The sequence below is a fragment of the Pseudomonas extremaustralis genome (assembly GCF_900102035.1).
In the GTDB taxonomy this organism is placed as follows: domain Bacteria; phylum Pseudomonadota; class Gammaproteobacteria; order Pseudomonadales; family Pseudomonadaceae; genus Aquipseudomonas; species Aquipseudomonas extremaustralis.
The window spans coordinates 5,759,494-5,780,687 of the sequence record NZ_LT629689.1 but is presented as its reverse complement, the minus strand read 5'-3'; the positions used below and the strand labels follow the sequence as shown (position 1 = coordinate 5,780,687).

At 62.2% G+C, this 21,194-nt stretch carries 20 protein-coding genes; 9 read left to right on the top strand and 11 right to left on the bottom strand.

The window, feature by feature from the left end; genetic code table 11:
* Window positions 1-109 precede the first annotated feature (109 nt).
* Genes BLR63_RS26655 through lnt form a run of 4 tightly spaced genes read left to right on the top strand, consistent with a single transcriptional unit; the run spans window position 110 to window position 3,979 of the window.
* On the top strand, window positions 110-1,114 hold the full coding sequence (locus BLR63_RS26655) for a PhoH family protein (RefSeq protein WP_010562472.1): 1,005 nt from the start codon (window positions 110-112) through the stop codon (window positions 1,112-1,114).
* Window positions 1,107-1,580 carry an rRNA maturation RNase YbeY gene (gene ybeY / locus BLR63_RS26650; RefSeq protein WP_010562471.1) on the top strand — a complete coding sequence of 158 codons (474 nt, stop codon included), beginning with the start codon at window positions 1,107-1,109 and terminating at the stop codon, window positions 1,578-1,580. Before BLR63_RS26655 ends, ybeY begins: the two co-directional genes overlap by 8 nt.
* A gap of 27 nt (window positions 1,581-1,607) precedes the next feature.
* On the top strand, window positions 1,608-2,447 hold the full coding sequence (locus BLR63_RS26645) for an HlyC/CorC family transporter (protein ID WP_010206772.1): 840 nt from the start codon (window positions 1,608-1,610) through the stop codon (window positions 2,445-2,447).
* A gap of 8 nt (window positions 2,448-2,455) precedes the next feature.
* On the top strand, window positions 2,456-3,979 hold the full coding sequence (gene lnt / locus BLR63_RS26640; RefSeq protein WP_010562470.1) for an apolipoprotein N-acyltransferase: 1,524 nt from the start codon (window positions 2,456-2,458) through the stop codon (window positions 3,977-3,979).
* 67 nt (window positions 3,980-4,046) lie between these two features.
* Here the strand turns inward: lnt and BLR63_RS26635 are convergent, their stop codons facing one another.
* Entirely contained in the window at window positions 4,047-4,808 is a 762-nt protein-coding gene (locus BLR63_RS26635) for a YdcF family protein (protein WP_010562469.1), read from the bottom strand.
* Window positions 4,809-4,901: 93 nt separating this feature from the next.
* Entirely contained in the window at window positions 4,902-5,213 is a 312-nt protein-coding gene (locus BLR63_RS26630) for a hypothetical protein (RefSeq protein ID WP_042946300.1), read from the bottom strand.
* A 262-nt stretch (window positions 5,214-5,475) separates the two neighbouring features.
* Here BLR63_RS26630 and leuS point away from each other — a divergent pair, with 262 nt between their 5' ends.
* From leuS to BLR63_RS26605, 5 genes are all read left to right on the top strand, one after another.
* Window positions 5,476-8,082, top strand: a complete 2,607-nt coding sequence (leuS, locus tag BLR63_RS26625; RefSeq protein ID WP_010562467.1) for a leucine--tRNA ligase — start codon at window positions 5,476-5,478, stop codon at window positions 8,080-8,082.
* A gap of 88 nt (window positions 8,083-8,170) precedes the next feature.
* A complete protein-coding gene (locus BLR63_RS26620; protein WP_010562466.1) occupies window positions 8,171-8,776 on the top strand; it encodes an LPS-assembly lipoprotein LptE in 606 nt (201 codons plus the stop codon).
* Between the two features lie 39 nt (window positions 8,777-8,815).
* Window positions 8,816-9,853, top strand: coding sequence for a DNA polymerase III subunit delta (gene holA, locus BLR63_RS26615; RefSeq protein WP_010562465.1), 1,038 nt, complete (start codon window positions 8,816-8,818; stop codon window positions 9,851-9,853).
* A 218-nt stretch (window positions 9,854-10,071) separates the two neighbouring features.
* On the top strand, window positions 10,072-10,236 hold the full coding sequence (gene arfA / locus BLR63_RS26610) for an alternative ribosome rescue factor ArfA (RefSeq protein ID WP_003176285.1): 165 nt from the start codon (window positions 10,072-10,074) through the stop codon (window positions 10,234-10,236).
* Between the two features lie 61 nt (window positions 10,237-10,297).
* The gene (locus BLR63_RS26605; protein ID WP_010562464.1) at window positions 10,298-11,623 is read left to right on the top strand and encodes a lytic murein transglycosylase; all 1,326 of its coding nucleotides are present in this window, start codon (window positions 10,298-10,300) and stop codon (window positions 11,621-11,623) included.
* A 72-nt stretch (window positions 11,624-11,695) separates the two neighbouring features.
* On the opposite strand, the gene BLR63_RS26600 is transcribed toward BLR63_RS26605, so the two are convergent.
* The 9 genes from BLR63_RS26600 to mrdA all read right to left on the bottom strand — a co-directional run bounded on the left by BLR63_RS26600 (window position 11,696) and on the right by mrdA (window position 21,192).
* Window positions 11,696-12,628: a S66 peptidase family protein gene (locus tag BLR63_RS26600; RefSeq protein ID WP_010562463.1), complete on the bottom strand. Its 933-nt coding sequence runs from the start codon at window positions 12,626-12,628 to the stop codon at window positions 11,696-11,698.
* Window positions 12,629-12,765: 137 nt separating this feature from the next.
* On the bottom strand, window positions 12,766-13,785 hold the full coding sequence (lipA, locus tag BLR63_RS26595; protein WP_042946298.1) for a lipoyl synthase: 1,020 nt from the start codon (window positions 13,783-13,785) through the stop codon (window positions 12,766-12,768).
* A 2-nt stretch (window positions 13,786-13,787) separates the two neighbouring features.
* Window positions 13,788-14,435: a lipoyl(octanoyl) transferase LipB gene (gene lipB / locus BLR63_RS26590; protein ID WP_010562461.1), complete on the bottom strand. Its 648-nt coding sequence runs from the start codon at window positions 14,433-14,435 to the stop codon at window positions 13,788-13,790.
* Window positions 14,435-14,710, bottom strand: a complete 276-nt coding sequence (locus BLR63_RS26585; protein ID WP_010562460.1) for a DUF493 domain-containing protein — start codon at window positions 14,708-14,710, stop codon at window positions 14,435-14,437. Before BLR63_RS26585 ends, lipB begins: the two co-directional genes overlap by 1 nt.
* Window positions 14,711-14,795: 85 nt before the next feature.
* Entirely contained in the window at window positions 14,796-15,953 is a 1,158-nt protein-coding gene (locus BLR63_RS26580) for a D-alanyl-D-alanine carboxypeptidase family protein (RefSeq protein WP_010562459.1), read from the bottom strand.
* Window positions 15,954-16,132: 179 nt separating this feature from the next.
* Window positions 16,133-17,131, bottom strand: coding sequence for a septal ring lytic transglycosylase RlpA family protein (locus tag BLR63_RS26575; protein ID WP_010562458.1), 999 nt, complete (start codon window positions 17,129-17,131; stop codon window positions 16,133-16,135).
* Window positions 17,131-18,141 carry a lytic murein transglycosylase B gene (gene mltB, locus BLR63_RS26570; protein WP_010562457.1) on the bottom strand — a complete coding sequence of 337 codons (1,011 nt, stop codon included), beginning with the start codon at window positions 18,139-18,141 and terminating at the stop codon, window positions 17,131-17,133. Before mltB ends, BLR63_RS26575 begins: the two co-directional genes overlap by 1 nt.
* Before the next feature lie 17 nt (window positions 18,142-18,158).
* Window positions 18,159-19,262 carry a rod shape-determining protein RodA gene (gene rodA / locus BLR63_RS26565; protein WP_050442794.1) on the bottom strand — a complete coding sequence of 368 codons (1,104 nt, stop codon included), beginning with the start codon at window positions 19,260-19,262 and terminating at the stop codon, window positions 18,159-18,161.
* A gap of 31 nt (window positions 19,263-19,293) precedes the next feature.
* Window positions 19,294-21,192, bottom strand: coding sequence for a penicillin-binding protein 2 (gene mrdA / locus BLR63_RS26560; RefSeq protein WP_010562456.1), 1,899 nt, complete (start codon window positions 21,190-21,192; stop codon window positions 19,294-19,296).
* Between the last annotated feature and the right edge of the window lie 2 nt (window positions 21,193-21,194).

Below are 21,194 nucleotides of genomic sequence, written 5' to 3'. Positions count from 1 at the left end.
GCAAGCCCCCTCCCACACTGGACTCGGGTTGGATAAGTGCTTTCGCACACAGGCGGCTGGCGTTATCCTCTGTTTCACTTAAACAGCCAAAGGGCGGCTAAAAGCAACCTTGAACGCACCCATAGCAGAACCCCATCGTTTTCTCCTCGAGCCCTTTGAGGCTCGCCGTTTCGCCAACCTGTGCGGACAGTTCGACGAGCACCTGCGCCTGATCGAACAACGCCTGAGCATCGAGATCCGCAACCGCGGCAATCAGTTCGAACTCATTGGTGATCCCCAGCACACCACGTCCGCAGAAAACCTGCTGCGCCGCCTCTACCGCGAAACCAAGGGTAGTGAGCTGTCGCCGGAAACCGTGCACCTGTACCTGCAGGAATCGGCCGTGGAAGACCTGGCCAACAACCCGGTAGCCGAAGCCAGCGTGGCCCTGCGCACCAAAAAAGGCATGATTCGCCCACGCGGCTTGAATCAGCAGCGCTACGTCAAAGAAATTCTCGGCAACGACATCAACTTCGGCATCGGCCCGGCCGGTACCGGCAAGACCTACCTGGCCGTGGCCTGTGCCGTCGACGCCCTGGAACGCGAGCAAGTGCGCCGCATCCTGCTGGTACGCCCGGCAGTCGAGGCCGGCGAAAAGCTCGGCTTCCTGCCCGGCGACCTGGCCCAGAAGATCGACCCGTACCTGCGACCGCTCTACGACGCGCTGTACGAGATGCTCGGCTTCGAATACGTGGCCAAGTTGATCGAGCGCCAAGTGATCGAGATCGCCCCGCTGGCCTACATGCGTGGTCGCACCCTGAACAACAGCTTCATCATCCTCGACGAAAGCCAGAACACCACCGTCGAGCAGATGAAAATGTTCCTGACCCGTATCGGCTTCGGCTCCACCGCCGTGATCACCGGCGACGTCACCCAGGTCGACCTGCCCAAAGGCACCAAGTCGGGCCTGGCCCAAGTCATCGAAGTGCTCAAGGACGTGCCGGGCATCAGCTTCACGCATTTCATGCCCAAGGACGTGGTCCGTCACCCACTGGTGCAGCGCATTGTCGAAGCCTACGAGCGCTTCGACCATCAGAACGACGCATCCGCCAAGGACACTCGCCGCGATGCTTGAGCTTGATCTGCAACTGGCCACCGAAGCGCCGGCCCCCAGCGAAGCCCAGTTCCGCCAATGGTGCACCCTGGCCCTGCGCCAGCGCACCGCCGACTCGGAACTGACCATTCGTCTGGTGGACGAGCCCGAGGGCCGCGAACTGAATCACACCTGGCGCCAGAAGGATTACGCGACCAACGTGCTGTCCTTTCCCGCCGACGTTCCCGATGAGCTGCTGGATATCCCCTTGCTGGGCGACCTGGTGATCTGCGTCGAAGTGGTCGAGCGCGAAGCGAAGGAACAAGGCAAGGAGCTTGAGGCCCATTGGGCCCACCTGGTCATCCACGGCTGCTTGCATCTCTTGGGCTACGACCATATAGACGATGACGAAGCCGAAGAGATGGAAGCACTGGAACGAACGTTGCTTGCAGAACTGGGTCATCGCGATCCGTATGCCGACGACGAAACCGACACGACACCTAACTGAAACATCAAAGGATTTAGAGTAATCGCTATGAGCGAAGACCGATCGAGCAACGGGCAAAAGTCATGGCTGGGTAAACTGACCCAGGCTTTTGCCCACGAGCCGAAAAACCGCCAGGAGCTGTTGGAGCTGCTGCGCGAGGCCCATCAGAACAAGTTGCTGGACAGCGAAGCGCTGGCCATCGTCGAAGGCGCCATCCAGGTGGCTGACCTGCAGGTTCGGGACATCATGGTCCCACGCTCGCAGATGATCAGCATCAAGGCGACCCAGACCCCACGGGAATTCCTCCCGGCCGTGATCGACTCGGCGCACTCGCGCTACCCGGTGATCGGTGAAAGCCATGACGACGTCATGGGTGTCCTACTGGCCAAGGACCTGTTGCCGCTGATCCTCAAGGAGAACGGCGACAGCTTCAACATCAAGGACCTGCTGCGCCCGGCCACCTTCGTGCCCGAATCCAAGCGCCTGAATGTGCTGCTGCGCGAATTTCGCGCCAACCACAATCACATGGCCATCGTGATCGACGAATACGGCGGCGTCGCGGGCCTGGTGACCATCGAAGACGTGCTGGAACAGATCGTCGGCGATATCGAAGATGAACACGACGTCGAAGAAGACAGCTACATCAAGCCCCTGCCCAGCGGTGATTTCCTGATCAAAGCGCTGACGCCGATCGAGAACTTCAATGAGTTCTTCGACAGCGAATTCTCCGACGACGAGTTCGACACCGTCGGTGGCCTGGTGATGAGTGCGTTCGGTCACTTGCCCAAACGTAACGAAACCACTGAAATCGGCGCCTATCGCTTCCGCATTCTGAATGCCGACAGCCGCCGGATTCATCTGATCCGCCTGACACCTATTGCCCGCTAAGGACTGACATGCGCCGTTTCATCGCTCCCGGCTGGCCCGGTAACCTGCTGGCCGCGGTGGCCGGCGCCATCACCACCCTGGCGCTGGCGCCGTTCGATCTGTGGCCGTTTGCGCTGATTGCGGTCGGATTGTTCTATGTCGGGCTGCGGGAACTGTCCCCACGCCAAGCTCTGGGCCGTGGCTGGTGTTTCGGTTTCGGCCTGTTCGGCGCCGGCACCAGTTGGATCTACTACAGCATCCACCACTTCGGCGGCGCTTCGGTGCTGCTGGCGGGTTTCCTGATGCTGCTGTTCACCGCCGCCATTGCCTGGTTTTTCGCCCTGCCCGCCTGGCTGTGGGCGCGCTGGCTGCGCCGCAACGAAGCGCCCCTGGCCGACGCCCTAGCGTTCGCCGCGCTGTGGGTCGGCCAGGAAGCCTTTCGCGGCTGGTTCCTCACCGGTTTCCCGTGGCTGTACTCCGGCTACAGCCAACTTGACGGCCCCCTCACCGGCCTCGCACCCGTGGGCGGGATGTGGCTGATTTCCTTCGCCCTGGCCCTGACCGCCGCCTTGCTGTGCAACCTGCCGCGCCTGCTGGCGAGCAAACGCAATGCCTTTATCGGCGCGGGCCTGGTGTTACTGGTAGCGCCTTGGGCGATCGGCCTGGCGCTCAAGCATCACGCCTGGACCAGCCCGTCCGGCGCGCCGCTGAGCGTGGCGGCCATCCAGGGCAACGTCGAGCAAAGCATGAAATGGGACCCGGAGCAGCTCAATGCCCAGCTCGCCCTGTACCGCGACATGAGCTTCAGCTCCAAGCGTGTCGACCTGCTGATATGGCCGGAAACCGCCGTGCCGGTGCTCAAGGAGTCCGTCGAGGGCTACCTCGGGATGATGGGCAAGTTCGCCGCCGAGCGGCACAGCGCGCTGATCACTGGCGTGCCGATTCGCCAGGAAGTCCACGGCCACAAGCGCTACTACAACGGCATCACCGTGGTGGGCGAAGGCGACGGCACTTACCTGAAGCAGAAACTGGTGCCCTTCGGCGAATACGTGCCATTGCAGGACATGCTGCGTGGGCTGATCGCGTTCTTCGACTTGCCGATGTCGGACTTCGCCCGTGGCCCGTCCGACCAGGCGATGCTGCAAGCCAAGGGTTATCAGATCGCGCCGTTCATCTGCTATGAAGTGGTCTACCCGGAATTCGCCGCCGGCCTGTCGGCCCAGAGCGACCTGCTGCTGACCATCAGCAACGACACCTGGTTCGGTCGCTCCATCGGCCCCTTGCAGCACCTGCAAATGGCGCAGATGCGTGCGCTGGAAGCCGGGCGCTGGATGATCCGCGCCACCAACAACGGCGTGACCGGGCTGATCAATCCGTATGGACAGATCACCGCACAGATCCCGCAGTTCGAGCGCGGCATTCTGTATGGCGAAGTGGTGCCGATGCACGAACTCACGCCGTACCTGCAATGGCGCTCGTGGCCGTTGATCGTTGTGTGCCTGGCGCTGTTCGGCTGGGCGCTGCTGGCCGGTCGGATGTCCAAAGCGGTCTGACAGCTCCTCGCGAAACCCCATGTGGGAGGGGTTTCGCGCCCTCCCACATCTATTTCTGTGTGCAGCGTCAGCGATAGAACAACCGGTAACCCACCTGCCCTACGGCCTCGTTGATCAACTGTCCGCTCTGCCACACCGACTTGAACTCCGGCATCCAGCCGCCCAGCGGCCGGGCGTTGTCCACGCCGAGAAAGCCCACGGGCGCCGGTACCACGGTGAAACCGGCCTTTTCAAAACTCCATACCGAACGCGGCATGTGCCAGGCCTGAGTGACGACCACCACCCGCTTGATACCCTCGGGCAATAAAATCTCGGCGCTCATTTGCGCGTTTTCCCAGGTGGTGCGGCTGCGCTCTTCCTTCCAGCGCACCGCGACGCCGAAATCATCCTGCATCGATACCGCCATTAACTGCGCTTCACTGGGCGGCGTGCCGTAATGCAAGCCGCCGGTGGTCAACACCGGCAACCCGGAGGCTTTGGCCAGTCGCGCGGCATAGCGCTGGCGTTCCAGGCCGATGCCTGTCGGCTGGTCGGCGCCCCACGCCGGGTCGCCACGCTCGCGCCCCGAGCCTAGCACCACAATGGCGTCGGCGCGCTGGGCCAGGGTCGACCAGTCTTCACGGGCCAGCGGCGGCGCGCTTTCCAGGGCCCGGGCGCCCCACTCCACCATCACCGGCAGGCTGATCAACCACATGCCACCCAGCCCAAGGGCAAAGCAGCAACCGGCCAAACGGGGACGGCTGCGACGCAACCACCAGGCAAGGGCCAGCAACAGCAAGAAAATGCCGGGCGGCAAAAGCAGTTGTTTGATGAAGTAACGAATAGGCATCGGGCATCTCCACAGATGCCCGAAGCCTAAGGTGTAACGGGGTTTAACGACAATCTTTACCGTGACATGACGCACAAGGGGGAATGGATGACGCTAGCGGACGGACCGGAGCTTTTCCGGGCCGCGACCGGCCGACACGTCCTTGAGCCACACCACCTTGGCAGAATGCGCAGGTTCCTTGGCTGGCGGGGTTGCCACACAAGGAGGTGTACTGCGCCCATTACGCTGCAGAAAAGCCTTGATCAGTTCCAGCTCCGCGCGGGTCAGACCGCGCAGTTCCAACTCGACAGGCCGTTCATCACGCAATCGGCCCGCTGTTCTCGCTGCATCCAATGCTCGACCCAATCGATCGATCAATCCTTCGTAGATGTCCGTTTTCGTTGCGCTTCGCTGCGATTCAACCATCCCCTCACCTCATTGAAGATAAGACTCACTCCCCAATAAACAGCGTAGTCCCCATCGCTACGCCTGCCTGGCGCCGCGACAGACGGCCTCGGCCGCGCAATCAGGGTTTCCCTCGATAGAGTGGGGTCATGTATGCTACGGCGCTTCCTGTAACTCCACTTCCCGCAGGGTTTGGGCACGGACGCGGCGCTTTTTGGTGTCGATCAGCCTGGACATTGCACCGAAGAGGATTAGGCCACCCCTATTCAGTTCAAAAGTAGCCATGCACGAACAATATCAGCCCCGTGAAATAGAAAATGCCGCCCAAACCTTCTGGGACGAGCAAAAGTCCTTTGAAGTCAGTGAACAGCCAGGCAAGGAGACTTACTACTGCCTATCGATGTTCCCTTACCCCAGCGGCAAGCTACACATGGGGCACGTGCGTAACTACACCATCGGCGACGTGATTTCCCGTTACCAGCGCATGCAAGGCAAGAACGTCCTGCAACCCATGGGTTGGGACGCGTTCGGCATGCCGGCGGAAAACGCCGCGATGAAAAACAACGTAGCCCCCGCCAAGTGGACCTACGAAAACATCGCCTACATGAAGAACCAGCTGCGCAGCCTGGGCCTGGCGGTGGATTGGTCCCGCGAAGTGACCACCTGCAAGCCGGACTACTACCGCTGGGAACAATGGCTGTTCACCCGCCTGTTCGAAAAAGGCGTGATCTACCGCAAGAACGGCACCGTGAACTGGGACCCGATCGACCAGACCGTGCTGGCCAACGAGCAGGTGATCGACGGTCGCGGCTGGCGTTCCGGCGCGCTGATCGAAAAGCGCGAAATCCCGATGTACTACTTCAAGATCACCGCCTACGCGGATGAACTCTTGTCGAGCCTCGACGACCTGCCGGGCTGGCCCGAACAGGTCAAGACCATGCAACGCAACTGGATCGGCAAGTCCAAGGGCATGGAAGTGCAGTTCCCGTACAACGTCGACTCGATCGGCGAAGCGGGCGCACTCAAAGTCTTCACCACCCGTCCGGATACCCTGATGGGCGCGACCTACGTCGCCGTGGCCGCCGAACACCCGCTGGCCGCCCAGGCCGCACAGAACAACCCTGAGCTGCAGGCGTTCATCGCCGAATGCAAAGGCGGCAGCGTGGCCGAAGCCGACGTCGCCACCCAGGAGAAAAAAGGCCTGCCGACCGGCCTGTTCGTCGAACACCCGCTGACCGGTGAAAAGTTGCCGGTATGGGTCGCCAACTACGTGCTGATGCACTATGGCGATGGCGCCGTCATGGCCGTGCCGGCCCACGACGAACGCGATTTCGAATTCGCCACCAAATACAACCTGCCGATCAAGTCCGTGGTCCGCACCAGCTCGGGCGATACCAACCCGGCCCCGTGGCAAGACGCCTACGGCGAACACGGCACCCTGATCAACTCCGGCGAGTTCGACGGCCTGGACTTCGCTGGCGCCTTCGATGCCATCGAAGTCGCCCTGATCAAGAAAAACCTCGGCGCCTCGCGCACCCAGTTCCGCCTGCGCGACTGGGGCATCAGCCGCCAGCGCTACTGGGGCTGCCCGATCCCGATCATCCACTGCGACACCTGTGGCGACGTGCCGGTACCGGAAGGCCAACTGCCGGTCGTCCTGCCCGAAGACGTGGTGCCGGACGGCGCCGGCTCGCCGCTGGCGCGCATGCCCGAATTCTACGAATGCAACTGCCCGAAATGCGGCGCGCCGGCCAAGCGTGAAACCGACACCATGGACACCTTCGTCGAGTCCTCGTGGTACTACGCCCGTTATGCCTCGCCGCACTACGAGGGTGGCATGGTCGAGAAATCCGCGGCCGACCACTGGCTGCCGGTGGATCAGTACATCGGCGGTATTGAACACGCCATCCTTCACCTGTTGTACGCACGCTTCTTCCACAAGCTGATGCGCGACGAAGGCCTGGTGAGCTCGGACGAGCCGTTCAAGAACCTGCTGACCCAGGGCATGGTGGTCGCCGAGACTTACTATCGCCGCGAAGCCAATGGCGCCTATACCTGGTTCAACCCGGCCGACGTCGAGCTCGAGCGCGACAGCAAAGCCAAGGTCATCAGCGCCAAACTGATCGCCGACGGCCTGCCGGTGGAGATCGGCGGCACCGAAAAGATGGCCAAGTCGAAGAACAATGGCGTCGACCCACAGTCGATGATCGACCAGTTCGGCGCCGACACCTGCCGCCTGTTCATGATGTTCGCCTCGCCGCCCGACATGAGCGCCGAATGGTCCGACTCCGGCGTCGAAGGTTCGCACCGTTTCCTCAAGCGCGTCTGGCGCCTGGCGCACGCCCATGTCAGCCAGGGCCTGCCGGGCAAACTGGACGTGGCCGCCTTGAGCGACGAGCAGAAAGCCATTCGCCGCAGCACCCACCTGGCCATCAAGCAAGCCAGCCAGGATGTGGGCCAGAATCACAAATTCAACACCGCCATCGCCCAGGTGATGACGCTGATGAACGTGCTGGAAAAAGCGCCGCAAGCCACCGAACAGGATCGCGCACTGGTGCAGGAAGGCCTGGAAACGGTCACCCTGCTGCTGGCGCCGATCACGCCGCACATCAGCCATGACCTGTGGAGCCGTCTGGGCCACAGCGAGGCCGTCATCGATGCGCGCTGGCCGGTACAGGATGACAGCGCCCTGGTTCAGGACACGCTGCAACTGGTCATCCAGGTCAACGGCAAGTTGCGCGGCCAAATCGACATGCCTGCCAGCGCCAGCCGCGAAGAAGTCGAAGCGGCCGCCCGCAGCAACGAGAATGTGCTGCGCTTTACCGAAGGGCTGACGATCCGCAAAGTGATCGTGGTGCCTGGCAAACTGGTCAATATCGTCGCTAGCTAATCGGATCGGGCGCAGGGCTTGAGCCTTGCGCCGAACAAAGCCTTCAGGGCCTCGATAAGGCCCACATGGTTTCAAGGGGAGCAACAAAATGATCAAACGCAATCTGCTGGTTATGGGCCTCGCCGTGCTGCTGAGCGCTTGCGGCTTCCAGCTGCGCGGTACCGGCACCAATGACCTGACGATCAAGGAACTGGACGTCAGCGCTCGCGACGCCTACAGCGAAACAGTGACCCAGTTGCGTCAGGTCCTGACAAACAGCGGCGTGCACGTCTACACCGGCGCGACCTACAAGCTGTTCCTGGCCAACGAAAAACAAACCCAGCGTAACCTGAGCTACGCCAGCGCCGGCCGTGCCTCCGACATCGAACTGAGCAGCGTGCTCAGCTTCGAAATCCAGGGCCGCGATCACCTGCCATTGATGGGTGATGACATCCAGGTGCAGAAAATCGTCAGCCACGACGGCAACAACCTGGTCGGTTCGGACTCCGAAATCACCCAGGTGCGCAAGGAAATGCGTCGCGAACTGGTACAGCGCATGGTGTTGCGCCTGTCGATGCTGACCCCGGAACAACTCGCTACCCTGCAGCAACGTGCTGACGACAAGGCCAAGGCCGATGCCGACGCGCTGAAAGCCGCGAAGGAATACGAAGACAACACGCCGAAACAATCGCCTGTCGAAGTTCCTGTCGAGTAAGCCAGACGGGGCGCTCCCAGCGCCCCGTTCGCCCCGCCTATGAAACTCGCCCCCGCCCAACTCGCCAAGCATCTGCAAGGTGGCCTTGCGCCTGTCTATATTGTCAGCGGCGACGACCCGCTGCTGTGTCAGGAAGCCGCCGACGCCATTCGCAGCGCCGCGCGCCAGCAAGGTTTCGATGAACGCCAGGTGTTCAGCGCCGACGCCAGTTTCGACTGGGGCACGCTGCTGCAAGCGGGCGCGAGCATGTCGCTGTTCGCCGAAAAACGTCTGCTGGAACTGCGCCTGCCTTCAGGCAAGCCGGGCGACAAAGGCGCGGCCGCCCTGATGGAATACTGCTCGCGCCCGGCCGAAGACACGGTGTTGCTGATCAGCCTGCCCAAGCTCGACGGCAGCGCGCAGAAAACCAAATGGGGCAAGGCTCTGGTGGAAGGGGCACAGACCCAGTTCATCCAGATCTGGCCGGTGGACAGCAGCCAGTTGCCGCAGTGGATTCGCCAGCGCTTGTCTCAATCGGGGCTGTCGGCGACCCAGGACGCGGTAGAGCTGATCGCGGCCCGGGTCGAAGGCAACTTGCTGGCCGCCGCCCAAGAGATCGAAAAGCTCAAGCTGATGGCCGAAGACGGGCAGATCACCGTCGAGACCGTCCAGGGCGCAGTGGCAGACAGCGCACGCTTCGACGTATTCGGGCTGGTGGATGCAATTCTCAACGGTGAGCCCGCCCATGCCCTGCGCATGCTCGAAGGCCTGCGCGGCGAAGGCGTGGAGCCACCGGTGATTCTCTGGGCCCTGGCCCGGGAGCTGCGGGTGCTGGCCAACATTTCCCTGCAATACAGCCAGGGCACGCCGCTGGACAAATGCTTCAGCCAGGCCAGGCCACCGGTGTGGGACAAGCGCAAACCCCTGATGAGCAAGGCCCTGCAACGGCACTCGGCGCAACGCTGGGCGCAGTTGTTACTGGATGCGCAATGCATCGATGCCCAGATCAAGGGCCAGGCGGCCGGTTCGCCATGGATGAGCCTCAGCCGCCTGTCACTGCTGATGTCCGGGCAGCGCCTGGCATTACCCGCCGAATAACCCCTCGCTTAAAAACACCGCAAAACCCATGTGGGGGCTTGCTCCCGATAGCGATGGATCAGCCAGCATCTATAGCGACTGACACCCCGCAATCGGGAGCAAGCCCCCTCCCACATCTGGACCGCGTTTACATTTCAAGACACCTGCCGGGCTTTACAGCCGTGCGACTTAGGCCGATGATTTGCACCGCTGCACCCCAACCCAAGAGAGTATCGATCATGAGCAAAAAGCCATCCAAGCATGGCCCCAACAAGGCCAAATCCATCATCGCCCAGCCACTGTTCCGCAGCCGTCAAGAACGCGCCGGCAAGGGCAAAGGCAGCTACCGCCGCGAAGCCTTCCAGTCTAATAGCTGGGAGGCTTCTTACTTTCTGGCTGCCTGAAGGCAAGCGCCCCTCTGGCATGATAAGGTCTGTACCTGATTTGTAACCCCTGGACCTGTGCATGCCCTCTAGTCTTTCCCGTCGTTGGCACCTTCGCCAATTGATCGCTGCCGCCAGCCTCGTACTGCTAGTCGCCTGCGCCGAAAAACCTACCGCCGCCGACGCCCAACCCCTACCACCGCTCCAGACCGCCCCGGTGGCAACGCCCGCTGTCGTGGCCCCACTGGCCGTGGACAACCTCGATATCCAACCGACCCAGACCTTCGCCGAATGGCAGGCTGGCTTTCGCGTGGAAGCCTTGAGGGCCGGCATCACTGCTGCGGTGTTCGACAATGCCTTCGCCAACGTCACCCCCGATATGGCGGTGATCCGCGCCGACCGCAGCCAGCCGGAGTTTTCCAGGCCGGTGTGGGAATACCTCGAGGGCGCCCTGTCGCCAGTGCGCGTGCGCAATGGCCAGGCACAGTTGATCAAGTACGCGGACATCCTGCAAAGCATCGAACAACGTTACGACGTCGACCGCCAGGCGTTGGTCTCGGTGTGGGGCATGGAGAGTAACTTCGGCCAGTTCCAGGGCAACAACTCGGTGATCCGCTCCCTCGCGACCCTGGCCTACGAAGGCCGTCGCCCGGCATTTGCCCAGGCGCAATTGCTGGCGGCGCTGCAGATCATCCAGCATGGCGATATCCAGGCCGACCAAATGAAAGGCTCCTGGGCCGGCGCCATGGGCCAGACCCAGTTCATCCCGACCACCTACAACACCCATGCCGTGGACTTCGACGGCGACGGTCGCCGCGACATCTGGAACAGCCCGGCCGACGCCCTCGCTTCCACCGCGCACTACTTGCAAAGCTCCGGCTGGCAGCGGGGCCAGCCGTGGGGCTTTGAAGTCAAGCCATTGCCGGCGAACTTCGATTACGCCCTGGCCGACGGCGGCATTCGCAAGACCGTTGCCGAGTGGCTGAAACTGGGGATCGAGCTGCCAGCAGGCGCGAGCATGCCGCCGAATGTCGAGCAACTGTCCGCCGCCCTGCTGCTGCCGGCCGGCTACCGTGGCCCGGCGTTCCTGGTATTGGATAACTTTCGCGCGATCCTCAAGTACAACAACTCGTCGTCTTATGCACTGGCCGTGGGCCTGTTGTCGGAGCGCTTTGGCGGCGGCGGTGTGATTCGTGGCGATTGGCCGAAAGACGAGCTGCCCCTGAGCCGCTCGCAGCGCATCGACCTGCAAACAGTGCTCAGCGCCAATGGCTATGACGCCGGCAACCCGGACGGGATTATCGGCGCGAACACGCGCAAGGCGATTCGCTCGGCACAGCAATCGTTGGGCTGGCCGGCGGATGGGTATCCGACCGTGAAACTGCTGGAGTCGCTGAAGAACCGCTAGATCGGTTTGTGGCGACTACTGCTATCGGGAGAGGGCTTGCTCCCGATAGCGGTTTAACAAACGACGACAGCTTCAGGGCCTGAACACCACATCCTGTTCCAGCACCACCCGCTGCTCCCCCGCATCCAGCCGCACCAGCGCCCCTATCGGCAGCGTCAGGTTCGGATCGCAATGCCCACTGCACCAACCGGATAACACCGGGATACCCAGCGGCGCGAAGGTCTGCTTCAGCAAGCGCTCCAGCGCAACCCGATCCACCCCGGCCACATCCCCCACCAGCACACCCCCGACCTGGGCCAACTTGCCCGCCAACCGCAGGTGCGTGAGCAAGCGGTCGATGCGGTAGATCGGCTCGTTGACGTCTTCGATAAACAGGATGATGCCTTCAGCGTCGATTTCATAAGGCGTGCCCATCACCGCCGCAATCATCGACAGGTTGCCCCCCAGCAGGCGCCCACAGGCGATGCCAGGCTCGATCGTGGTCAATGGGTAGGCCACCGGGTGCGTCAACACGCTGCCGGCGCCCAATCGGCCGCGCAAGAGGCTGAACAGCGAGGACTCGGTCGGTGGTTGCTTGTCACCCAGCAGATCGGCATTGAGCATCGGGCCGTGGAAGGTCACGAAACCGGCGTAGCGGTTGATCGCCAGGTGCAGGGCGGTGATGTCGCTGTAGCCGACGAACGGCTTGGGGTTGGCGCGCAACAGGTCGAAGTCCAGGCGATCAAGCAGGCGCGGTGTACCGTAGCCGCCGCGCAGGCAGAAGATCGCATCGATTTCGGGGTCGGCGAAGGCCGTGTGGAGGTCACGCAGGCGTATGTCATCGCTGCCGGCGAGGTAGCCGTCGCGCTCATGGACACCGGGGGAAATCCGCAGGTCGTAGCCACGGGAGCGCATCCATTGGCCGGCCTTTTCAATATCCAGCGCGGCGGGGCCGGCGGGGGCGATCAGGGCGATTGTGCCTTCGGGGCGCAAGGCCGGGACGGCGGCCGCTCGTTGGCTGGTCATCCATGGATCTCCCTATATAACGCGCAACGAACTGTGGGAGGGGGCTTGCTCCCGATGGCGGCGGATCAGCCAGCATCTGTAGCGACTGACACCCCCGCTATCGGGAGCAAGCCCCCTCCCACATCGGCAGATCTGTATTACGAAACCAGGCTGGCCTTGACCAGCTTGGCCTGTTCGTCGGCGTGGTACGAGGAGCGTACCAGCGGGCCCGAGGCTACGTTCTTGAAGCCCATCTTGTAGCCTTCCTCGGCGAACCAGGCGAAGGTGTCCGGGTGCACGAAACGCTGCACCGGCAAGTGGCTGCGCGACGGTTGCAGGTACTGGCCCAGGGTCAGCATGTCGATGTCGTGTTCGCGCATGCGCTGCATGACTTCGATCACTTCCTCGTCGGTCTCGCCCAGGCCCAGCATCAGGCCGGATTTGGTCGGGATGTGCGGCATCATCTGCTTGAATTTCTGCAGCAGGGTCAGCGACCACTGGTAGTCGGAACCCGGACGCGCGGCTTTGTACAGGCGCGGTACGGTTTCCAGGTTGTGGTTGAACACATCCGGCGGCTCGGCGGCGGTGATTTCCAGCGCCACGTCCATGCGGCCACGGTAGTCCGGCACCAGGGTTTCGAGCATCACGTCCGGCGACAGCTTGCGGATTTCGCGGATGCAGTCGGCAAAGTGCTGGGCACCGCCGTCACGCAGGTCGTCGCGGTCGACCGAGGTGATCACCACGTACTTGAGTTTCAGGTCGGCGATGGCGATGGCCAGGCTTTCCGGTTCGTTGACGTCCAGTGGCTTCGGCCGGCCGTGGCCGACGTCGCAGAACGGGCAACGACGGGTACAGATGTCGCCCATGATCATGAAGGTGGCGGTACCGCCGGAGAAGCACTCGCCCAGGTTCGGGCAGGACGCTTCTTCGCACACGCTGTGCAGCTTGTGTTTGCGCAGCAGGGCCTTGATACGGTCGACTTCCGGCGAGACCGGGATACGCACGCGAATCCAGTCAGGCTTTTTCGGCAGTTCGGTGGTCGGAATGATCTTCACCGGGATGCGTGCAACCTTCTCGGCGCCGCGCAGCTTGACGCCGGCTTCCACCTTGGCACGCGGGGCCGGACTCTCGGAGATGTCCAGCGTCGGGATCATGGTTTGCACTGCATCAGTAGTCATAATCAGTCGATTCCGCCCGTGAGGGTCGTCTGCTCAGCATAGTCGAGGTGTTTGACGAGCTGCTCACGCAGCCGGGCACTTACCTCGGCAAATTTAATCGGTGCGGCGTGGTCGCTCAGTTGGGTCATCGCCAGTCCTGCGTAACCGCACGGGTTGATCCGTCGAAACGGTGCCAGGTCCATGTCCACGTTCAAGGCCAGGCCATGAAAGGAACAGCCGTGGCGAATCCGCAAGCCGAGGGAAGCGATCTTCGCGCCGTCCACGTACACACCAGGTGCATCGGGCTTGGCCGCGGCGCCCACGCCGTAACTGGCCAACAGCTCGATCAGGCAAGCCTCCATGCGGTTCACCAGGTCACGCACGCCAAAACCCAGCTTGCGCACGTCCAGCAGCAAGTAAGCCACCAGTTGACCGGGGCCATGGTAAGTCACTTGCCCCCCTCGGTCGACCTGCACCACCGGAATATCACCCGGAAGTAGTAGATGCTCGGCCTTGCCGGCCTGGCCCTGGGTGAACACCGGCGGGTGTTCCACCAGCCAGATTTCATCGGGTGCCGAGCTGCCGCGCTCGTTGGTGAAGCGCTGCATGGCGTGCCAGACGGGCTCGTAGTCCATCCGGCCGAGCTCGCGAAAGCCCAGGACCTGTGGCATCACAGCACCATATGTACGAAGCCGGTGGCCCGCAGTTCGCTGTTGATGTCGTAGAGCTGGTCTTGACCGGTCGCAACGATGTGCAACTGGATCGTGGTGTACTTGCCGTTGGTGCTTTGACGCTCATCCACGCGGTTGTGGTTGATTGTCGCGTGTTTCTTGACGATCTCGATGATCTTGTCTCTGTTGCCCACACCTGTATCGCTGATCACCTTGACGGGATAGTCCACGTTTGGGAACTCGATCTTTGGCGCCTTTACTTCGGTATCGGTCATGGCGTAACGGCCTCGTAAGCGTAAGCCGTGGCGACGGGCAAAGCCCCGTGTCGGATCAACACGGGGCTTTGCAGGTGCACACTTATCAGTTGAACAAGCTGTAGAAGAACAGGCGGATGCTATCCCACACGCGGCGGAAGATGCCACCTTCGTCGACGGCGTCCAGGGCGATCAGGTCGGCACTGTGTACCACTTTATCGTCCAGTTTCACCTCGACCTTGCCGATCACGTCACCCTTGGCAATTGGAGCAACCAGATGCGGGTTCATGGTCATACTGGCAGCGAGCTTTTTCAGCTGGCCTTTAGGCATGGTCAGGGTCAGGTCTTCAGCCAGGCCGGCCTTGACTTGCGAGGTCGCGCCTTTCCAGACCGGTGCGGTCGCCAGCTCTGCACCCTTCTGATAGAAGGTCTGGGTTTCGAAGAAGCGGAAACCATAGGTCAGCAGTTTTTGCGTCTCGGCCGCACGGGCCTGCTCGCTGTTGGTGCCGAATACCACGGCGATCAAGCGCTGGCCATCACGCACGGCGGACGACACCATGCAGTAGCCGGCTTCTTCGGTGTGGCCGGTCTTCAGACCGTCGACGGTCTTGTCGCGCCACAGCAACAGGTTGCGGTTAGGCTGCTTGATGTTGTTCCAGAAGAATTCCTTCTGGGAGTAGATCGCATAGTGCACCGGGTCGACACGAATGATCGCGCGCGCCAGGATCGCCATGTCATGGGCCGACGAGTAGTGCTCGGGGTTCGGCAGGCCGGTCGGGTTCATGAAGTGGCTGTTGGTCATGCCCAGGTCGGCCACGGTTTTGTTCATCATGTCGGCGAATGCATCTTCGCTGCCGGCGATGTGCTCGGCCAGGGCGACGCTGGCGTCGTTACCGGACTGGATGATGATGCCGTGCAGCAGATCGCTCACCGTCACTTGCGAGCCGACTTTGATGAACATCCGCGAACCGCCGGTACGCCAGGCGTTTTCGCTGACGGTCACCGGGTCGTTCTCGCCGATCTGGCCGCGACGGATTTCCAGGGTCGCGATGTAGGCGGTCATCAGTTTGGTCAGGCTGGCCGGCGGCAGGCGCTGGTCACCGTTGTTCTCGACCAGCACGTTGCCGCTGGCGGCATCCATGAGGACCCAGGCCTTGGCAGCCAGTTGCGGGGAAGCCGGCACCATTTCAACCGCCCAGGCGGCCGGGGTGATGATCAGCGAGATAAGCAGGCACGTGCGTTTGGCTAAGGTGGTGATGTTCATCCGTCTCTCGAAATTACTTATGGAAACTTGCCCTCGCGGGCAAAACTTATTCAGACAGCCCGTTAGCAGACTGTCACGTGTTCGGTTGCCCGCTCACCCCTTGCCCCTGGGTTTTATTGTTCAACGAGCCAGCAACCAGGGTCCAGGCCCGCATGCGCGCCTGAACCATCAATCTTTTTTTATTCTGCGGTGACGACGCTGGGTTGCCCCAGGTTGGCCAGGCGCACGCTGTTCTGCACTTGCGCGACCTCGCTCGGCGAGCCGATCGGGCCCATGCGCACACGGTGCAGGGTTTGCTGGTTACGCACGATGGAACTGATAAATACGGGCGCGTTGACCATGCTGCTGAGCTTGGACCTTAACAGTTCTGCCGCATCCGGGTTGGCGAAAGCGCCGACCTGCAGGTATTGCCCGCCGGCCATCGAACTGCCGGGTGCCGACTTGGGCACGGCCACGGTGTCCGGCGCATGTTGTGCCGGCGGAGGTGTCCACTGCTCGATCTTGCCGGCCGACGCGGTGATTTGCGGCTGTGGCGTCTGCGGTTCATTGAGCATCAACGGCGCCGGTTTGCCGCGCTGGGCCCAATACTGCGCTGGGTCGATACCTTCGACCTTGACCCGTGCGGTGCCGGTTTCGGCATAACCGAGTTTCTTCGCGGCAGCGTAGGACAAGTCGATGATCCGGTCCGAATAGAACGGCCCACGGTCGTTGACCCGCAGGATCACCGTGCGATTGTTGTCTAGGTTGGTGACCCGCACATAGCTGGGCAGCGGCAAGGTCTTGTGGGCCGCGCTCATGCCGTACAGGTCATACACTTCGCCGTTGGCGGTGTTCTGGCCATGGAACTTGGTGCCGTACCAGGACGCTGTGCCCGATTGCACGTAGGTCTTGGAGTCCTGCAGCGGGAAGTAGGTCTTGCCCAGTACGGTATAGGGGTTGGCCTTGTACGCACCGGTATGCAGGGTCGGCGTGGCATCCGGGATTTTCGACACGTCGACATCCCACCACGGCGCGCCATCTTTATGCGCACGGTTGATATCCAGTCCCGGCTGGGAACGGACGGCGGTGCCACCGTACTTCTGCGTCGGGCCACGGCTGGTGGAACAACTGACAACCAGCAAGGACAACGCGGCAAACGCCACCAGCTTGAGCGGTTTATTGAACAGCGATGCCCGCATTACTTGGTGCCCCGTGCTTGGACCAGCATGTCTGACAGCTGATGCACGGCCATGGCGTACATCACACTGCGGTTATAACGCGTGATTGCGTAGAAATTGTTCAGGCCCATCCAGTATTCAGGGCCGTTTTCGCCGTCGAGACGGAACGCCGTCACCGGCACATCATCGCGTGGCGCATTCTGACTCGACCAGCCCAGCGCCCGCAACTCCCCGACCGTCTTGGCCGGCTCGATGCCTTGGGTCAGGCCTTCGTCGGCGCGTTCCCCGGTAACCTCGGCACGCACGACCACCGGTTCGCCGGACACCCAGCCGTGGCGCTTGAAGTAGCTGGCGACGCTGCCGATGGCGTCGTCGGGATTGCTCCAGATATTGATGTGGCCATCGCCGTCGAAGTCCACCGCATAGGCGCGGAAGCTGCTCGGCATGAACTGCGGCAGGCCCATGGCCCCCGCGTAGGAACCCTTGAGGGTCAACGGATCGACCTGCTCTTCACGGGCCAGCAACAGGAATTCGCGCAGCTCCTTGCGGAAGAAATCGGCGCGTGGCGGGTAATCGAAGCCCAGGGTCGACAGCGCATCGATCACCCGATAGCTGCCGGTGTTGCGCCCGTAGAAGGTTTCGATGCCGATAATCGCCACAATCACCTGGGCTGGCACGCCGTATTCCTGCTCGGCGCGGGCCAGTACGGCCTCGTGCTGGCGCCAGAAGTCCACACCCCGGGCCACGCGGGCATCGGTGAGGAACATCGGGCGATAGTCCTTCCACTGCTTCACGCGCTCGGCCGGACGGGAAATGGCGTCGAGGATCGCCTGCTTGCGCTGGGCCTCGCGGAACACGCCCATCAGCTGTTCACCGGCGAAACCGTAGTCGCGGGTCATTTCACCGACGAATTCGGCGACCTGGGGCGAGCCATCGTAGTCACCGGCCAGCGCCTCTTGCGTTGCCCCCAGCAGCCCAATCAGGCCCATCCAGGACGCATGCCGAGTCGCCCAGCCGCGCATTACTTGCATTGACATCTTCACCTTATTCAAACCTGAGCGATCCACTTGCGATGCGTATGAATCGACATCAAAACCCCAAACGCTGACAGCAAGGTCACCAGCGAAGTTCCGCCGTAGCTAATGAATGGCAACGGCACCCCCACCACCGGCAGCAGGCCACTGACCATACCGATGTTGACGAAAACGTAAACAAAAAAAGTCATGGTCAGGCTGCCGGCGAGCAATTTACCGAACAAGGTCTGCGCCTGGGCAGTGATCACCAGGCCGCGACCGATCAACAGCAGATAAATCAGTAATAGCGCGCAAATGCCCACCAGGCCAAACTCTTCGCCCATTACCGCAATGATGAAGTCGGTGTGGCTCTCGGGCAAAAAGTCCAGGTGCGACTGGGTGCCCAGTAACCAGCCCTTACCAAATACACCGCCGGAACCGATGGCCGCCTTCGACTGGATGATGTTCCAGCCGGTACCCAGCGGGTCGCTCTCAGGGTCGAGGAAGGTCAGGATTCGCTGCTTCTGGTAGTCATGCATAAAGAAGAACCACATCGCCACCGCCACCGGCACGGCGGCGGCGAGCACGCTGAGGATCCAGCGCCAGCGCAGGCCACCCATGAACAGCACGAACGCCCCGCCCGCCAGGATCAACAGCGACGTGCCGAGGTCCGGCTGGCGCACGATCAGGATGAACGGCACGCCAATCAGGATCAGGCTGATCCCCACGTGCTTGAGCTGCGGCGGCAGGGTGCGCTTGGACAGGTACCAGGCGATAGTCGCGGGCATCAGGATCTTCATGAATTCCGACGGCTGGAAGCGAATCACCCCTGGAATGTTGATCCAGCGGGTCGCGCCCATGGCGTTGTGGCCCATCACGTCGACCACCACCAGCAGCAATACGCCAGCGACATAACCCAAGGGCACCCAGCGCGCCATGAAACGCGGCTCCAACTGGGCGATCACCACCATCGACAACAGCCCCAGGCCGAACGACGACGCTTGCTTGATTAGCAGGTCCCAGTTCTTGCCGCTGGCCGAATACAGCACGAACAGGCTGCCGGCGGCCAGGGTCAGCAGCAGGATCAGCAACGGGCCATCGATGTGCATGCGCTGCAGCAACGTCGCGCGACGACGCATCACATCCTCGCTGGAGAGGATGCGGTCAAAATTACTCTTCACTGGCCGTAACCTCGGTGCTTGAAGGGGGGCCGCCATATTCGGGTTTGAGCCTGCCGTCGTCGGTCAGCAGCCAGGCGTCCATCACCTGGCGCACCACCGGCGCGGCGACGCCGGAACCGGACTCGCCGTTCTCGACCATCACCGCCACCACGATTTTCGGATCGTCCGCCGGAGCGAAGCCGACAAACAAGGCGTGGTCGCGGTGGCGTTCCTGGACTTTGGAACGGTCATATTTTTCGCCCTGCTTGATCGCGACCACCTGGGCGGTACCGCTCTTGCCGGCAATGCGGTACTGCGCGCCGATCGCGGCCTTGCGCGCGGTGCCACGCGCGCCGTGCATCACTTGCTGCATGCCGTGGTTGACTTTGGTCCAGTCCGACGGGTCGCGCAGCACGATGTCCGGGATCGGGTTTTCATCCACCGGCTTTTCGCCTTCGATGGTCTTGGCCAGGTGCGGGCGGTTCCAGACGCCTTTGTTGGCCACCAGCGCCGTGGCCTGGGCCAGTTGCAGCGGCGTGGCCTGCATATAGCCCTGGCCGATACCGAGAATCAGGGTTTCACCGGGGAACCAGGCCTGGCGACGGGTCGCCCGCTTCCATTCCCGCGAAGGCATCAGGCCTGGGGATTCTTCGAACATGTCCAGGGACACTTTCTGACCCAGGCCGAACTTGCCCATGTAGGCCGACAGGCGATCGATCCCCAGCTTGTGGGCCAGGTCGTAGAAGTAGGTGTCGTTGGAGCGCATGATCGCGGTGTCCAGGTCGACATAGCCGTCACCGGTGCGGTTCCAGTTGCGGTATTTGTGATCGTAGTTGGGCAGCATGTAGTAGCCGGGGTCGAACACACGACTGGAGGCCGTGACCACGCCCGCATCCAGGCCGGCAATCGCCACCGCCGGCTTGATGGTCGAACCGGGCGGATACAGACCGCGCAGCACACGGTTGAACAGCGGGCGGTCGATGGAGTCACGCAGCTCGGCATAGGCCTTGAAGCTGATCCCGGTGACGAACAGGTTGGGGTCGAAGCTCGGCTGACTGACCATGGCCAGCACTTCGCCGGTCTTCGGGTCCAGGGCTACCACCGCACCACGCCGCCCGCCCAGGGCCATCTCGGCCGCTTCCTGCAACTTGATGTCCAGGCTCAGCACAATGTCCTTGCCCGGCACCGGATCGGTACGCTTGAGCACCCGCAGCACGCGGCCACGGGCATTGGTCTCGACTTCTTCGTAACCCACCTGGCCGTGCAGCTCGGGCTCGTAGAAACGCTCGATGCCGGTTTTGCCGATATGGTGGGTGCCGCTGTAATTGACCGGATCGAGGCTTTTCAGCTCTTTCTCGTTGATCCGCCCCATGTAGCCGACAGAGTGGGCAAAGTGCGGCCCTTGGGGATAGTGGCGCACCAGTTGCGCCACCACTTCCACACCCGGCAGGCGGAACTGGTTCACCGCGATCCGCGCGATCTGCTCCTCGGTCAGCTCGAACAGGATCGGCACCGGCTCGAATGGCCGGCGCCCCTGCTTCATGCGTTTCTCGAAGATCACCCGATCTTCCGGGGTCAACTGCAGCACTTCGACGATTACATCGAGGACCTGCTGCCAATCGCCAGAGCGCTCGCGGGTCATGCTCAGGCTGAAGCTGGGACGGTTATCCGCGACCACCACGCCGTTGCGGTCGAAAATCAGCCCACGGGTCGGCGGGATTGGCTGCACATGCACCCGGTTGTTTTCCGACAGCGTGGAGTGATAGTCGTACTGGATCACCTGTAGGAAATACAGGCGAGCGATCAACACCCCGATCAGCGTCACCACCATGATCGCGCCAAATACCACGCGCGAGCGCACCAGACGTGCGTCTTTCTCGTGGTCCTTGATGCGGATCGGCTGAGTCATCG

Coding starts and splice junctions, on each gene's coding strand:
- BLR63_RS26645 (WP_010206772.1), top strand. CDS start 1,608: ATGAGCGAAGACCGATCGAGCAACGGGCAAAAGTCATGGCTGGGTAAA.
- BLR63_RS26575 (WP_010562458.1), bottom strand. CDS start 17,131: ATGCGGGCATCGCTGTTCAATAAACCGCTCAAGCTGGTGGCGTTTGCC.
- lnt (WP_010562470.1), top strand. CDS start 2,456: ATGCGCCGTTTCATCGCTCCCGGCTGGCCCGGTAACCTGCTGGCCGCG.
- BLR63_RS26580 (WP_010562459.1), bottom strand. CDS start 15,953: ATGAACATCACCACCTTAGCCAAACGCACGTGCCTGCTTATCTCGCTG.
- leuS (WP_010562467.1), top strand. CDS start 5,476: ATGCACGAACAATATCAGCCCCGTGAAATAGAAAATGCCGCCCAAACC.
- rodA (WP_050442794.1), bottom strand. CDS start 19,262: ATGCGTCGTCGCGCGACGTTGCTGCAGCGCATGCACATCGATGGCCCG.
- BLR63_RS26605 (WP_010562464.1), top strand. CDS start 10,298: ATGCCCTCTAGTCTTTCCCGTCGTTGGCACCTTCGCCAATTGATCGCT.
- BLR63_RS26585 (WP_010562460.1), bottom strand. CDS start 14,710: ATGACCGATACCGAAGTAAAGGCGCCAAAGATCGAGTTCCCAAACGTG.
- mrdA (WP_010562456.1), bottom strand. CDS start 21,192: ATGACTCAGCCGATCCGCATCAAGGACCACGAGAAAGACGCACGTCTG.
- BLR63_RS26600 (WP_010562463.1), bottom strand. CDS start 12,628: ATGACCAGCCAACGAGCGGCCGCCGTCCCGGCCTTGCGCCCCGAAGGC.
- arfA (WP_003176285.1), top strand. CDS start 10,072: ATGAGCAAAAAGCCATCCAAGCATGGCCCCAACAAGGCCAAATCCATC.
- BLR63_RS26635 (WP_010562469.1), bottom strand. CDS start 4,808: ATGCCTATTCGTTACTTCATCAAACAACTGCTTTTGCCGCCCGGCATT.
- lipB (WP_010562461.1), bottom strand. CDS start 14,435: ATGCCACAGGTCCTGGGCTTTCGCGAGCTCGGCCGGATGGACTACGAG.
- lipA (WP_042946298.1), bottom strand. CDS start 13,785: ATGACTACTGATGCAGTGCAAACCATGATCCCGACGCTGGACATCTCC.
- ybeY (WP_010562471.1), top strand. CDS start 1,107: ATGCTTGAGCTTGATCTGCAACTGGCCACCGAAGCGCCGGCCCCCAGC.
- BLR63_RS26630 (WP_042946300.1), bottom strand. CDS start 5,213: ATGGTTGAATCGCAGCGAAGCGCAACGAAAACGGACATCTACGAAGGA.
- mltB (WP_010562457.1), bottom strand. CDS start 18,141: ATGCAAGTAATGCGCGGCTGGGCGACTCGGCATGCGTCCTGGATGGGC.
- BLR63_RS26620 (WP_010562466.1), top strand. CDS start 8,171: ATGATCAAACGCAATCTGCTGGTTATGGGCCTCGCCGTGCTGCTGAGC.
- holA (WP_010562465.1), top strand. CDS start 8,816: ATGAAACTCGCCCCCGCCCAACTCGCCAAGCATCTGCAAGGTGGCCTT.